At 68.9% G+C, this 13,901-nt stretch carries 14 protein-coding genes; 8 read left to right on the forward strand and 6 right to left on the reverse strand.

The annotated features are described in order from the left end of the window. Position 1 precedes the first annotated feature (1 nt). The 4 genes from FB547_RS26045 to FB547_RS26060 are packed head-to-tail and all read left to right on the forward strand — an operon-like array spanning position 2 to position 3,221. Entirely contained in the window at positions 2 to 796 is a 795-nt protein-coding gene (locus tag FB547_RS26045) for an adenosylcobinamide-GDP ribazoletransferase (protein ID WP_145746556.1), read from the forward strand. Continuing rightward, positions 793 to 1,347 (forward strand): histidine phosphatase family protein, encoded by a 555-nt coding sequence (locus tag FB547_RS26050; RefSeq protein ID WP_145746557.1) that lies wholly within the window; start codon positions 793 to 795, stop codon positions 1,345 to 1,347. Before FB547_RS26045 ends, FB547_RS26050 begins: the two co-directional genes overlap by 4 nt. 44 nt (positions 1,348 to 1,391) lie before the next feature. Continuing rightward, on the forward strand, positions 1,392 to 2,276 hold the full coding sequence (locus FB547_RS26055) for a helix-turn-helix domain-containing protein (protein ID WP_261380405.1): 885 nt from the start codon (positions 1,392 to 1,394) through the stop codon (positions 2,274 to 2,276). A 45-nt stretch (positions 2,277 to 2,321) separates the two neighbouring features. Continuing rightward, a complete protein-coding gene (locus FB547_RS26060) occupies positions 2,322 to 3,221 on the forward strand; it encodes an SDR family NAD(P)-dependent oxidoreductase (protein WP_145746558.1) in 900 nt (299 codons plus the stop codon). A gap of 17 nt (positions 3,222 to 3,238) precedes the next feature. Here the strand turns inward: FB547_RS26060 and nth are convergent, their stop codons facing one another. After that, complete coding sequence (gene nth, locus FB547_RS26065; RefSeq protein WP_145746559.1) at positions 3,239 to 3,886, reverse strand: endonuclease III; 648 nt, start codon at positions 3,884 to 3,886, stop codon at positions 3,239 to 3,241. A 139-nt stretch (positions 3,887 to 4,025) separates the two neighbouring features. On the opposite strand from nth, the gene FB547_RS26070 reads away from it, so the two are divergent. Continuing rightward, on the forward strand, positions 4,026 to 5,213 hold the full coding sequence (locus tag FB547_RS26070) for a PLP-dependent aminotransferase family protein (protein WP_047787037.1): 1,188 nt from the start codon (positions 4,026 to 4,028) through the stop codon (positions 5,211 to 5,213). A gap of 9 nt (positions 5,214 to 5,222) precedes the next feature. Here the strand turns inward: FB547_RS26070 and FB547_RS26075 are convergent, their stop codons facing one another. After that, positions 5,223 to 5,450: a hypothetical protein gene (locus FB547_RS26075; protein WP_047787036.1), complete on the reverse strand. Its 228-nt coding sequence runs from the start codon at positions 5,448 to 5,450 to the stop codon at positions 5,223 to 5,225. Between the two features lie 63 nt (positions 5,451 to 5,513). On the opposite strand from FB547_RS26075, the gene FB547_RS26080 reads away from it, so the two are divergent. Beyond that, entirely contained in the window at positions 5,514 to 5,840 is a 327-nt protein-coding gene (locus FB547_RS26080) for a DUF6172 family protein (RefSeq protein WP_145746560.1), read from the forward strand. Positions 5,841 to 5,847: 7 nt separating this feature from the next. Here FB547_RS26080 and FB547_RS26085 read toward each other — a convergent pair whose 3' ends face one another. Genes FB547_RS26085 through mfd form a run of 3 tightly spaced genes read right to left on the reverse strand, consistent with a single transcriptional unit; the run spans position 5,848 to position 11,113 of the window. After that, positions 5,848 to 6,915 carry an Ldh family oxidoreductase gene (locus tag FB547_RS26085; RefSeq protein WP_145746561.1) on the reverse strand — a complete coding sequence of 356 codons (1,068 nt, stop codon included), beginning with the start codon at positions 6,913 to 6,915 and terminating at the stop codon, positions 5,848 to 5,850. After that, entirely contained in the window at positions 6,912 to 7,622 is a 711-nt protein-coding gene (gene serB / locus FB547_RS26090) for a phosphoserine phosphatase SerB (RefSeq protein WP_145746562.1), read from the reverse strand. Before serB ends, FB547_RS26085 begins: the two co-directional genes overlap by 4 nt. Further along, positions 7,619 to 11,113, reverse strand: coding sequence for a transcription-repair coupling factor (gene mfd / locus FB547_RS26095; protein WP_145746563.1), 3,495 nt, complete (start codon positions 11,111 to 11,113; stop codon positions 7,619 to 7,621). Before mfd ends, serB begins: the two co-directional genes overlap by 4 nt. A 114-nt stretch (positions 11,114 to 11,227) precedes the next feature. Here mfd and ispD point away from each other — a divergent pair, with 114 nt between their 5' ends. After that, entirely contained in the window at positions 11,228 to 11,941 is a 714-nt protein-coding gene (gene ispD / locus FB547_RS26100) for a 2-C-methyl-D-erythritol 4-phosphate cytidylyltransferase (RefSeq protein WP_145746564.1), read from the forward strand. Then, a complete protein-coding gene (gene ispF, locus FB547_RS26105; protein WP_145746565.1) occupies positions 11,938 to 12,432 on the forward strand; it encodes a 2-C-methyl-D-erythritol 2,4-cyclodiphosphate synthase in 495 nt (164 codons plus the stop codon). The genes ispD and ispF overlap by 4 nt, the downstream gene beginning before the upstream one ends. Before the next feature lies 1 nt (position 12,433). Here ispF and FB547_RS26110 read toward each other — a convergent pair whose 3' ends face one another. Further along, positions 12,434 to 13,843, reverse strand: coding sequence for a sensor histidine kinase (locus FB547_RS26110; RefSeq protein WP_145746566.1), 1,410 nt, complete (start codon positions 13,841 to 13,843; stop codon positions 12,434 to 12,436). Positions 13,844 to 13,901 lie beyond the last annotated feature (58 nt).

The raw sequence follows: 13,901 nt of genomic DNA on the forward strand, positions 1-13,901 counted from the left end.
CATGAACGGTGTCCGCCACTACCTGCTGGCGCTGCAGTTCTTCACGCGCGTGCCGGTGACCGGCCGGCTCGCCGAATGGATCGGCTTCAGCCCGCAGATGCTGCGTGCAAGCGCGGCGCATTTTCCGGGCGTGGGATGGCTCGTGGGTGGCGTGGGCGCGGCCGTTTTCGTGCTCGCGCTGCAGGGCTTGCCGGGTGTGGCCGGTGCACTGGCCGCGGCGCTGCTGAGCATGGCCGCCACGGTGCTGCTGACCGGTGCCTTTCATGAAGACGGGCTCGCCGATGTGGCCGACGGCCTGGGCGGATCGGCCGACCGCAGTCGCGCGCTTGAGATCATGAAGGACTCGCGCATCGGTGCCTTCGGCGCCATTGCGCTGGTGCTGGCGCTCGGGCTCAAGGCCGCGCTGCTCGCGTCGATGGCGGGGCAGGGCGCGCAGGCGGTGGCCGGTGCCATCGTGGGCGCGCATGTGCTGTCGCGCCTGGCGCCGCTGTTCCTGATCCGCTGGCTGCCGTACGTGGGCGACAGCGGCGCAAGCAAGGCCAAGCCACTGGCCGATGCGATCGGCGGCGGCGCGCTGCTGGTGGGGATGCTCTGGTCGGTGCCTGCCGCCGCGCTGGTGCTGCTGACGCAGGGCCCTGCAAGAACGATCGCCATGGCAGTCGCATGCGCTCTGGCGGCGCTGCTCATGGCGCGCGTGTTCCGGCGCCGGCTGCAGGGATTCACCGGCGACGGGCTCGGCGCGACGCAGCAGCTGTGCGAGCTCGCGATCTACCTGGCGCTGGCCTGGCAGGCATGAAGCAGCTGTGGCTGGTGCGCCATGCGCAGACCGAGGCCGCGCCGGGTCTTTGCTACGGCAGCGCGGACGTGGGCGTGCCGGCCGAGGCGACGCTGGCGGTGGCGCATGCGGTGGCTTCGCGCCTGCCCGCGGACCTTGTGCTGGCGCACTCGCCCCTGAGGCGCTGCGCCGAACTCGCGCAAGCCATCGGCAGGCTGCGCCCGGACCTTGCCACACGCGCCGACCCGCGCCTCGCCGAGATGGATTTCGGCAGCTGGGAAGGCCGGCCCTGGTCGTCGATCGCGCGTGTCGAGTTCGAGGCGTGGACCTGCAATTTCGCCGAAGGGATTCCGGGCGGGCATGGCGAAAGCACGGCCCGCTTCATGCAGCGCATCGGCACGGCCTTCGACGACTGGCGCGCGTCGGGGCAGGACGCGGTGTGGGTCACGCATGCGGGCGTGATGCGGGCCGTGGAACTGCTGCACCGCGGCGTGCGGCGCGTCGACGATGCCGCGCAGTGGCCGTCGGCGCCCATTGACTATGGGGCGTGCCGGCTGATCGAATGCAGCTGATGCACGGCGGCACCCGCTGCCGCGCGCCACGGTCTGCCAGCGCGATGCCGACACTGCCCAAGAACGAACGCCTGTACCTGCGCCTCGACGACGACCCCTTGCACGGGCCGGAGGCCGGCATGCCCGCGGGCACGCTGCGCGCCTTTCCGGTCGCCGGGCCGCTGCGGATGCACGTTGCGCACATTCTCCTCTACAGGGAAACGCTGCCCGAGGGCCGCGAGGTCCTGGAGCGCGTGCTGCCCGACGGCGCGGTTCGGCTGGTGTTCAACCTGGGCGATGCACCCTCGGCAGGCGAGAGTGCCGGGCATGCGGTCGAGGCGATCGGCGCGTCGGCGGCGCCGGCCCTCGTGCGCCTGCGCCGGAAGATGGAAGGGCTGTCGGTGACCCTGCACCCCGGCGCGGCCGCGGCGCTGCTCGGAAGGCCGGCCAGCGAGATCGCGGGCACCGCCGTGCACCTGGACGAACTGTGGCGCGGCCGTGGTGCCGAACTGCTGGAGCGCATCGCCCTGCAGCCGGACGACGCATCGCGCGTTTCGGTGCTGTGTGCGGCCCTGCAGCGCCGGCTGGCCGATGGCGACGGCGCCGTCCACGCGGCGGCGATGCGCGCGGCGCAGCTCATCGCCATGTCGGGCGGGCGGCGTCCGCTGCGCGAGGTGGCGGCTGCCGTCGGCCTTGGCGAGCGGCGGCTGCAGCAGGTCTTTCGGCAGCACGTGGGCCTGTCGCCACGAGCCTGGAGCCGGCTTGCGCGGCTGCATGCCTGCCTGCGCGCCTTGCGCCTGCAGCGCGAGCCTGCCTGGGCAAGCCTTGCGCTGGATGGCGGCTTCTATGACCAATCGCACCTCATCAACGAGTTCCAGGCGCTTTGCGGCCTCACGCCGACGGAGTTTTCGGACCGCGCGATTTCGGGTTCTTCCAAGACGGCGGATTGACGCCGCCTTACCGTCGCTTCCCACTCGCAACAAAAGGACAGGACGATGCAAGAAGCCGAAAGCAGGAACCAGCCGCTGAAGGGCCGCGTGGCCGTGGTGACCGGCGCCAGCCGCGGTGCGGGGCGCGGCATTGCGCTGGAACTGGGCGCCGCGGGCGCCACCGTGTACGTCACCGGGCGAAGCACGCGCGAGCGGCCGGCCAACACCTATGGCCAGCTGCTCGCGCTCTCGGAGCTCGAAGCCCTGCCGGGCAGCATCGACGAAACGGCCGGCGAGGCTACGCGCCTGGGCGGCCGCGGCATCGCGGTGCGCTGCGACCACACGCAGGAAGATGAGGTGAAGCAGCTCTTTGCGCGCGTGCAGAGCGAGCAAGGCCGTGTGGACCTGCTCGTCAACAACGCCTGGGGCGGCCACGAGACTTTCACCGGCGTGTTCGAGGCGCCGTTCTGGGAGCATCCGCTTGCCAACTGGGATTCGATGTTCGACCGCGGCGTGCGCAACCACCTGCTCGCCAGCCGATTCGCCGCGCCGGTGATGGTTGCGCAAAAGAGCGGACTGATCGTGACCACCACCTTCTGGGACCGCGGCAACTACCTGCGCGGGAACCTGTTCTACGACCTCGCCAAATCGGCCATGAACCGGCTGGCCTTCGGCATGGCACAGGAGCTTCGCCCGCACGGCGTCGCTTCGCTGGCCGTGTCGCCGGGCTGGATGCGGACCGAGTTCGTGCTGGCCGGCCACAAGACCGACGAGGCGCATTGGCACGAGCGCCCGGCACTGGCACGGACCGAGTCGCCGCGCTATCTCGGCCGCGCGGTGGCCGCGCTGGCGGGCGACGCGCGGGTGCTGGAGAAGAGCGGCGGCGTGCACCGTGTGGCCGACCTGGCGCGCGAATACGGCTTCACCGACGTGGACGGCCGCCAGCCTGAAGTATTCGAGATCTAGCGGGTGAAAAGGCCGAATCAGGCCGACTTTGGCCGTGGCGTCTTCGGCTTGTAGTCGCAATACGCCGCCACTGCGCATTCCCAGCACTTCGGCGTGCGCGCCACGCAGATGTAGCGACCGTGCAGGATCAGCCAGTGGTGCGCATGCAGCCGGAATTCGAACGGAACGCGTTTTTCGAGCTTGAGCTCCACTTCGAGCGGCGTCTTGCCCGGTGCAAGCCCGGTCCGGTTGCCGACGCGGAAGATGTGCGTATCGACCGCGATCGTCGCCTCGCCGAACGCCACGTTGAGCACCACGTTGGCGGTCTTGCGGCCGACGCCCGGCAGCGCCTCGAGTTCGGCGCGCGTGCGCGGCACTTCGCCGCCGTGCTTTTCCACGAGGATGCGGCAGGTCTCGATCAGGTGTTTGGCCTTGCTGCGGTAGAGCCCGATGGTCTTGATGTAATCCTCCAGGCCCTCCACGCCCAGCCGGAGCATCGCCTGCGGCGTGTTCGCCACCGGAAACAGCTTGCGCGTGGCCTTGTTCACGCCCACGTCGGTCGCCTGCGCCGAGAGCAGCACGGCGGCAAGAAGCTCGAACGGCGTGGCGTACTCGAGCTCGGTTTCGGGCGTGGGATTGGCCGCCTGCAAGGTGGCAAAGAAGAGGGGAATGTTGTCTTTTTTCATGGGGCTGGAAGCGCGGCGCCCGTCTTGCCATGGAAGGCGAGCACCGACGGACGCAATATATCGTTGAAAGGCGATAGCCTTACGCAGCTTTGTTGCCCGCGGCTTTCGCCACAATAGCGCCCAGAAAGTGAGACCTCCCATGCAATTCGCTTCCCGCCTCGACAACGTCGAAACCTCCGCCATCCGCGAGCTTTTCAAGCTGCTGGGCAAGCCCGGCATCATCAGCTTTGCGGGCGGCTTCCCCGACAGCGCCATGTTCGACGTCGAGGGCCTGAAGGAGGCAAGCCAGAAGGCGCTCACCGAGGAACCCGGCGGCGCGCTGCAATACGGCGCCACCGAAGGCTACGAGCCGCTGCGCACGCAGCTCGGCGCCTTCATGAAGACCAAGGGTGTCGACGTCGACCCGAGCGGCCTGATCGTCACCACCGGCAGCCAGCAGGCGCTCGACCTGCTCGGCAAGACCATGATCTCGCCCGGCGACAAGGTGATCGTCGAAGGCCCGACCTTCCTGGCCACCATCCAGTGCTTTCGCCTGTACGGCGCGCAGCTCATCAGCGCGCCCATCGACGCCAACGGCGTGAAGACCGACGAGCTCGAAAAACTCATCGCCGAGCACAAGCCCAAGTTCGTCTACCTGATTCCCACCTTCGGCAACCCGAGCGGCGCCATGCTGAGCCTGGAGCGCCGCAGGAAGGTGCTCGAACTGGCGGTCAAGTACCAGACGCTGATCGTCGAGGACGATCCCTACGGCGACCTCTACTTCGGCGAAGCGCCGCCGCCCTCGATCCTCGCGTTGAGCAAGGACGTGCCCGGCAGCCGTGAGTTGCTCGCGCATTGCGGCAGCCTCAGCAAGGTGCTGAGCCCGGGCCTGCGCATCGGCTGGATGATCGCGCCCGCCGAGCTGCTGGCCAAGGCCACGATGTGCAAGCAGTTCAGCGATGCCCACACCAGCACCTTCTCGCAGGCCACTGCCGCGCAGTACCTCAAGAGCGGCCGCATGCCGGCCACGCTGGCGCATGTGCGCGAGGTGTACGGCCAGCGCGCGCAGGCCATGGGCGCGGCGCTCAAGCGCGAGCTGGGCGATGCGGTGAGCTTCACGCAGCCGCAGGGCGGCCTGTTCTTCTGGGCCCGTCTCACGGGCGCCAACGGCAAGCTGGCCGATGCCAACGAGCTGGCCAAGCGCGCCATCGAGAAGCTCGTGGCCTTCGTGCCCGGGGCGCCGTTCTATGCCGAGAAGCCCGACCTGGCGACGCTGCGGCTGAGCTTTGCGACGGCCGACGTGGCCAAGATCGAAGAGGGCGTGAAGCGCCTGGGCCAGGCCCTGTAGGCCCTCGGTTCAGGGCGAGCGGTGCAGGCGCGGCGCCGCCAGCAGCGCCAGGTTGTCCGCAATGGCCGCATCCACGTTCGGATGGCGGCCTTTCATTTTCGATAGCGTCATGATGGTCTGCAGCGCCTTCAGGTCCTTGACCGAGGGTGCGACCTTGATCTGCGCGATGGCCGCCGATGCGTTGCCGCCGTTGACCAATGCCATCACCTTGCTTGCCCAGTCGTTTGCGCGCGCCATGTCTTCACCTGCTTTCGTTTGAACCACCGCCGACTGTACACAGGCCGCGGGTTAGGATCGACCATGAGAAAAACCTTTCAGCTTCAGGTCGAGGGCAAGCACCCCGACCGCCTCCTCGAAGCCATCAAGCACGAGATCCGCAAGTACATCAAGCGCGAGCGGCGCCGCGAGCTGCCCGAAGGCGCGGACTTCTGGGATTTCGATTGCAGGTTCGGCGCCTCGGCGGAGACCGCCGAAGTCGTGCACCTGTCGGCCATCACGGGCCTGATCGACGGCATCGTCAAGGATGCCGGCAAGCAGTTCTACGTCGAGATTCTGGCCAAGCCCGGCAAACGCAAGCCGCGCGCGGCCGGCGAGCCGGCGGCGGAAGAACCGCCCGAAGAAATCTAGCCCGCCCTCAGAGCAGCGCCTGCGAGAGCCGCAGCCCGTGGCGCTGCTCCGCATCCTGCAGCGAACGCGCAATCGACGGGTGCAGGCGCACCCCGTTCTTCGATTGCGCATCGCGGCGCTTCAGGCCGCCTTCGCCCGGCAGCCGCACGGGCTTGGCCGAATCGATGGGCGTGTTGTTGCGGCACTGCGCGGCCACATGGTCCATCTGGCGCAGGAAAGCGGCCTTGCCGCCGAACGCGTGCAGATCGTGCAGCGTGACGTGCACCGTCGCGCCCCAGCCCTCGGGCGGGTCGGCCCGGCCATGGCCCGCGAGGCCGGCCGTCAGCGTCTCGACCAGCAGCGCCATGCCATAGCCCTTGTGGCCATGGCTCAAGCCCCCCACGGGCAGCAGCGTGCCGGGCGGCTGGTCGAACAGCACCTGCGGGTTGTTCGACGGTTTGCCGGCGGCGTCGATCAGCCATTCCTCCTCGAACGTCTCGCCGGCCGCACGCTTGCGGTTGCTCATGCCGTTGGTGGTGATGGAGGCCGAGATATCGACCATCACGCCGCCTTGCGAGAGCGGAAAGCCCATGGCCAGCGGATTCGGCGTGAACACCGCCTGCGTGCCGCCGAAAGGCGCGACGCTGGCGGTGTTGGGGTCGGAGCAGGCGAGCAGCATCAGCATGTCTTCCTCGAGCGCGCGCAGCATGTAGACGGCGAGGCAGGCGATGTGGTGGCTGCGGCGGATCACGAGCGAGGCGGTGCCGAGTTCGCGGGCGCGCGGAACCAGCAGGTCCAGGCCCTGGTCCACGAGCCAGGGGCCGGGCAGGCGCTTGCCGTCCCAGAGTACGGCGGCGGGGCGGTCCGACAGCACCTCGGGCGCGCCGTCCGGCGTCATGCCGCCCGACTCAATCTCTTTCACATAGCCGGCCAGCAGCGCGAGCCCGTGCGTGTCGTGGCCCAGCAGGTCGCCTTCGACCAGCGTGCGGGCGACGCTGTCGGCCATCGGCGCGGCGAGGCCGGCCTTCTGCAGCAGGGCGCTGGCGTAATCCTTGAGCGCCTCGGCGCGGTAGAGCGGGATGTTGCCGTCAGTCATTTCAGGATCTCCAGCAGGCGGTCGAGCCCGCCTTCGTTGATCGCCACCATGGCCTGCTCGCGCACCTTTGGCTTGGCGTGATAGGCCACCGAAAGGCCGGCTTCGCCCATCATCGGCAGGTCGTTCGCGCCGTCGCCCACGGCAATGGCTTCCTGCGGCGAAATGCCCAGCAGGGACGCGACCTCGAGCAGCGTGCGGCGCTTCTCGGCGCCGTCGCAGATGTCGCCCCAGCTTTGCTGCACCACCTGGCCGGTGAGCTTGCCGCCGGCTTCGTCGAGCAGGTTGGAACGCGCAAAGTCGATGCCCAGGCGGTCCTTCACGCGGTTTGCGAAGAAGGTGAAGCCGCCCGACACCAGCAGCACCTTGAGGCCGGCCGCCTTGCAGGCCGCAACCAGTTCCGCCGCGCCCGGATTGAGCTTCAGCCGCTCGTCGTAGACCTGCTGCAGCGCCTCGACCGGCACGCCCTTGAGCAGCGCCACGCGCCGCCGCAGGCTCTCCTTGAAGTCCTTGATCTCGCCGCGCATCGTGGCTTCGGTGATCGCGGCCACTTCGGCCTTCTTGCCGACGGCATCGGCGATCTCGTCGATGCATTCGATGTTGATCAGCGTCGAGTCCATGTCGAACGCGATCAGCTTGAAGTCGGCCAGCTTCAGCGGCGGCTTCAGGCGCTGGATGGCGAGGCCGGGAGAAATTTCTGTAGCGCTCATGCGGGGGCGGTTTCCTTGACGAGGGGTTGTCCGAGGCTGCGCAGCACGTCGCGCACCATTTGCGCGCGCTCCTTGGGCTCTTTCAGCTCGCGCTCGATGCGCAGCTTCTCGTTGCCCGCGAGCTTGATGTGCTTGTTCTTCTGGATCAGGTGGATGATGGCCATCGAGTCGACCGGCGGGTCCTTCTTGAACGTGATGTGGATGATGCCCGGCGCCGCATCCACCTTCACCACGCCATAGGGCCTCGCGAGCACGCGCAGCCGGTGCGTGTCGATCAGCGTCTGCGCCTGCGGCGGCAGCTTGCCGAAGCGGTCGACGATTTCTTCCAGCAGCGTGTCGATCTGCTCGGGCGTCTTTGCGGTGGCCAGCTTCTTGTAGAACGACAGGCGCAGGTGCACGTCGCCGCAGTAGTCGTCGGGCAGCAGGGCGGGGGCGTGCAGGTTGATCTCGGTCGTGACCGACAGCGGCGCCAGCAGGTCGGGCTCCTGCCCGGCCTTGAGCGCGCGCACGGCCTCGCCCAGCATCTCGTTGTAGAGTTGGAAGCCGATCTCCATCATGTTGCCGCTCTGGTTCTCGCCCAGCACTTCGCCGGTGCCGCGGATTTCCAGGTCGTGCATCGCAAGATAGAAGCCCGAGCCCAGCTCTTCCATCTGCTGGATGGCGTCGAGCCGCTGCGCCGCCTGCTTGGTCAGGCCCTCGGTGTCCGGCACCATCAGGTAGGCATAGGCCTGGTGGTGCGAGCGCCCGACGCGCCCGCGCAGCTGGTGCAGCTGCGCGAGGCCGAACTTGTCGGCGCGGCTCATCACGATGGTGTTGGCGGTCGGCACGTCGATGCCGGTCTCGATGATGGTCGAGCACAGCAGGAGGTTGTAGCGCTGCGCCACGAAGTCGCGCATCACGCGCTCCAGCTCGCGCTCGGGCATCTGGCCGTGGGCCACGGCGATGCGGGCCTCGGGCAAGATTTCTTCGAGCTTCTGGCGGCGGTTCTCGATGGTCTCGACCTCGTTGTGCAGGAAGTACACCTGCCCGCCGCGCTTCAGTTCGCGCAGCACGGCTTCGCGGATCACGCCCGTGCCTTCGTTGCGCACGAAGGTCTTGATGGCGAGGCGGCGCTGCGGCGCGGTCGCGATCACGCTCAGGTCGCGCAGGCCTTCGAGCGCCATGCCCAGGGTGCGCGGAATCGGCGTGGCGGTGAGCGTGAGCACGTCGACCTCGGCGCGCATCGCTTTCATGGCTTCCTTGTGGCGCACGCCGAAGCGGTGCTCCTCGTCGATGATGAGCAGGCCCAGGTTCTTGAACTTGACTGACTGCGAGAGCAGCTTGTGCGTGCCGACCACGATGTCGACCGTGCCCTCGGCCAGGCCCTTGGCCGCCGTGGTGATCTCCTTGGCCGAGCGGAAGCGGCTCATCTCGGCCACCTTGACCGGCCACTTGGCGAAGCGGTCGACCAGCGTCTGGTAGTGCTGCTCGGCCAGGAGCGTGGTGGGCGCAAGGAAGGCCACCTGCTTGCCGCCGGTGATTGCGATGAACGCTGCGCGCAGCGCCACCTCGGTCTTGCCGAAGCCCACGTCGCCGCAGACCAGGCGGTCCATCGGCTGCGGCGAGATCATGTCCTGCACCACGGCGTGGATCGCGGCCTTCTGGTCCGCCGTTTCCTGGAAGCCGAAGTCGTTGGCGAACACCTCGTAGTCGGCGGCGGAGTAGCGGAAGGCATGGCCCTGGCGCGCGGCGCGGCGGGCATAGATGTTGAGCAGTTCGGCGGCCGAGTCGCGCACCTGCTCGGCGGCCTTGCGCTTGGCCTTTTCCCACTGGCCCGAGCCCAGCTTGTGCAGCGGCGCCTCGTCGGCGCTGACGCCGGTGTAACGGCTGATCTGGTGCAGCTGGGAGACGGGCACATAGAGGGTGGCCTTGTCGGCGTACTCCAGGTGCAGCATTTCCTGTAGCAGCGGCTTGCCCTCGGCATCGGTGCCCTGGCCCAGGTCCATGTGGATCAGGCCGCGGTAGCGGCCGATGCCGTGCGCGGTGTGGACCACCGGATCGCCGACGTTGAGTTCCGAAAGGTCCTTGATCAGCGCCTCGACGTCGCTGACCTGTTCCTGCTTCTTGTTGCGCCGGCGTGTGGTGGGCGCAGTGGCGAAGAGCTCGGTCTCGGTGACGAAGTCGATGCCCTGTTCGCGCCACGCAAAGCCCGAGGCCAGCGCGGCGGTGGCGATGCCGGTCTTCTCGTCGGCGGAGGCTTCGAACTCGGCCAGCGAATCGAAGGCCGGCGGGCTCACGCCGCTGGCGCGCAGGAAGTCGAGCAGGCTTTCGCGCCGGCCTTCGCTTTCGGCGATCAGCAGCACGCGGTGCGGCGTCTTCGCGATGTGGGCCTTCAGGCCGACCAGCGGGTCCTCGGCGCCGCGCACCACGGCAAAGGGCGGCAGCGTGTCGAACTCGGCGTAGGGCGTCTCGGCGGCCTCGCCGCTGCCGGCGTTTCCGCGGATGGCGAGCTGCGCATGCGGCTTGGCGCGCTGGTAGAACTGCTCGGCGCTCAGGAACAGCGCCTCGGGCGGCAGCGCCGGGCGTTCGGGGTCGCCGCGCACCAGGCGGTAGCGTTCGCTGGCGTCCTGCCAGAAATGCTGGAATGCGGGCTCGAGATCGCCGTGCAGCACCACGGTGGCATCGGCGCCCAGGTAGTCGAACACCGTGGCCGTCTCGTCGAAGAACAGCGGCAGGTAGTACTCGATGCCGGCGGTGGCCACGCCGTTGCCCATGTCCTTGTAGATGCGGCTCTTGGTCGGATCGCCCTCGAGCAGTTCGCGCCAGCGGCTGCGAAAGCGCGCGCGGGCGTCGTCGTCCATCGGGAATTCGCGGCCCGGCAGCAGCCGTACCTCGGGCACCGGGTAGAGGCTGCGCTGGGTGTCGGGGTCGAAGGTGCGGATCGAATCGATCTCGTCATCGAACAGGTCGACGCGGAAGGGCACGGGCGAGCCCATCGGAAAGAGGTCGATCAGGCCGCCGCGCACCGCGTACTCGCCCGGGCTCACCACCTGCGTCACATGGCTGTAGCCCGCCAGCGTGAGCTGGGCCTTGAGCTTGGACTCCTCGAGCTTCTGCTTGGCCTTGAAGTGGAAGGTGTAGCCGGCCAGGAAGGCCGGCGGCGCGAGCCGGTAGAGCGCGGTGGTGGCGGGCACCAGCACCACGTCGGCCTCTTTCTGGCTGATGCGCCAGAGCGTGGCGAGCCGCTCGCTGATCAGGTCCTGGTGCGGCGAGAAGCTGTCGTAGGGCAGCGTTTCCCAGTCGGGGAACAGGGCGCAGCGCAATTCGGGCGCGAAGAAGGCGATCTCGTCGATCAGGCGCTGCGCGTCGTTGGCGTCGGCCGTGAACATCGCGGTGGCGCGGCCCGCGGCCTTCTCGCGCATGCCCAGCTGCGCCAGCAGCAGCGCATCGGCCGACAAAGGAGGACGCGGCAGCGTGAATCGCTTGCCCGCCGTGAGGTGGGGGAGGTCCATGGAACGCTTTGAAAATGCAGAACACCCCGCGCCGCTGGCGAGGGGTGTGAGATGGTCGATTCTAGAATGGCGGCCCCTTATCCGCTTGCCGGCCCTTGGCCCGTGCCGTACCCGATGTCTTCCTCCCGACTTTTCGTGCTGATTCCTTGTGCCGGTTTCGGCCACCGTGCGGGTGGCGCCCAGCCCAAGCAATACCAGCGGCTGGCGGGATCGTCCATGGTGGCCCACACGGTGGCCGCGTTCCGCTCGCTGGCGGGCCGCTTCGCCGGGCTGGCGGTGGTGGTGTCGCCGGACGACCGCGAGGTGCAGACGGCGCTGCCGCGCTTTCCGGCCGACAACGAATTCTTGCTGCGCGTGGGCGGCGTCACGCGCGCCGCCACGGTGCGCAACGGCCTCGCGGCGCTGCGGCAGAAGGGCGCCGGGGCGCATGACTGGGTGCTGGTGCACGACGCGGCGCGCTGCCTGGTCACCTCGAGCCAGATCGAGGCGCTGATCGCGGCCTGCGAGCACGACGCCGTCGGCGGGCTGCTGGCCCAGCGGCTGGCCGACACGCTGAAGGCGTCCTCGGCCGACAGCCGCGTCTCGCAGACGCTTTCGCGGGCCGACAAGTGGCTGGCCCAGACGCCGCAGATGTTCCGCGTCGGCATGCTGCTCGATGCGCTGGAGCGGGCGGGCGACGCGGTGACCGACGAGGCCGGGGCCATCGAGGCCATCGGCCTTTCGCCCTTGCTGGTGCCGGGCAGCGCGCAGAACTTCAAGGTCACCTTTCCCGAGGACTTCGCACTGGCCGAGGCGGTGCTGCTCGGCCGCAGGAAGGCCATCGCATGAGGTCTGCGTTCAACATCCGCGTGGGCGAGGGCTGGGACGTTCACCAGCTGGTGGCGGGTCGCAAGCTCATCCTCGGCGGCGTGGTGGTTCCGCACACCACCGGCCTGCTGGGGCATTCGGATGCCGACGTGCTGCTGCATGCCATCACCGATGCATTGTTCGGCGCGGCGGGCCTGGGCGACATCGGCCGGCATTTTCCCGACACCGACGCGCAGTTTCGCGGCGCCGATTCGGCGGTGCTGCTCGGCGAAGCGGCACGCCGCGTGCGCGCCGCGGGCTGGGAGATCGGCAACGTCGACAGCACCGTGATCGCGCAGGCGCCCAAGCTGGCGCCGCACATCCCGGCCATGTGCCAGCGCATCGCCCAGGTGCTGGGCCTCGCACCCGAGCAGGTCAACGTGAAGGCCAAGACGGCCGAGAAGCTCGGCCCGGTCGGCGAAGGCCGCGCGATGGAAGCCCGCGCGGTGGCGCTGCTGCACCGCCAGGGCTGATTCAGGCCCGCCGGCCGGGGGCTTCCGCCGGCCTCGGCTCGGGCATGGCGCGCGGCATGCGGATGTGCGCCGCCAGGCCGCGCCCCGGCGTGCTGGTGAGCGCGAAGGTGCCGCCCATGCGCTCGATGTTCTTTGCCACGATCGACAGGCCGAGCCCGGCGCCGGCCGCCGAGGTGCGCGCCACGTCGCCCCGGAAGAAGGGCTTGGTCAGCTGCGAGAGCAGGGCCGGCTCGACGCCCGCACCGTGGTCGCGCACCTTGATCAGCACCGCGTCGTTGTTCGACTGGGCCTGGATCACCACGTCGGCAATGCCGGTGGAGGGCGTCTTGCCGTAGCGCCGGGCGTTCTCCACCAGGTTGGAGATCACGCGCGTGAGCTCGACCTCGTCGCCCAGCACGCGCAGGTCAGGCGGCACGTCGACGCGGATGTTCATCTCTTCGTAGTCCTGCACGGCGTAGGTGCAGGCATCGACCACATCGCGCAGCAGCACGGGCTTGGGGTCGACATGGTCGGGGCGCGCGTAGTCGAGGAACTTGTCGATGATGGCGTCGAGCTGGGCGATGTCGGCCGCCATGTGGTCGCGCGCGTCCTCGTCGGACACGCTCATCTCGGTTTCGAGCCGCAGCCGCGCGAGCGGCGTGCGCAGGTCGTGCGAGATGCCGGCCAGCATGATGGCACGGTCCTGCTCGATCTTGGCGAGCTGGTCGGCCATGCGGTTGAAGCCGATGTTGACCGCGCGGATCTCGTTGGTGCGGGCGCTCTCGTCGAGCCGGTGCGCCTCGTACTCGCCTTCGCGCACCTGCATGGTGGCGCGCGAGAGCTGCTTGAGCGGCAGGTTGATGAGCCGCGTGATCAGCGCCGCGCCGGCCAGGGACAGCGCCATGGCGGTGCTGAGCCAGACCAGCCAGGTGCGCCCGCCCACGCGGCTGAAGCGGGTCGGGTCGAGCAGCAGCCAGTAGGTGTCGCTCTCGATGGTGAAGCCGATCCACAGGCCCGGCTCGTCGTTGACGCGGCTGGCCACCGTGGTGCCTTCGCCGAGCTGGTCGATCAGCTCCTCGGTCACGCGCTGGTCGAGCGCGCCGCTGGTGTAGGGCTGGAAGCGGTCGTTGGGCTCGCGCGGCAGGATGCGCACGCCCTCCTGGTCGGCCAGCGTCTTGATCAGCGAGACCCGCGTGATCGCATCCGAATACACCAGCGCCGCGCGCGTGAGGTTCACGAGCGAGGCGATCTGGTGTGCGGTCTGGATGGCGCGCGGCTCGTATTCGAGCGAGCGGAAGGTCTGCAGCCAGGCGACCGTACAGCCGATCAGCAGCAGCGCGAGCAGGAAGAATGTGCGCCAGAAAAGGCTGAAGCCGAGCTTCAGGCCCGGTCGCCGGTCACGCTGGCCGCTGCCCTCCAGGGGGCTTGGCATGGTGACCTGCGCGCCGTCCTCCTGGGCTGGGCTGGGTCTGGCGGATTGCAGGCCGATG

Source organism: Variovorax beijingensis, from assembly GCF_007828835.1.
GTDB classification, from domain to species: Bacteria; Pseudomonadota; Gammaproteobacteria; order Burkholderiales; family Burkholderiaceae_C; genus Variovorax; species Variovorax beijingensis_A.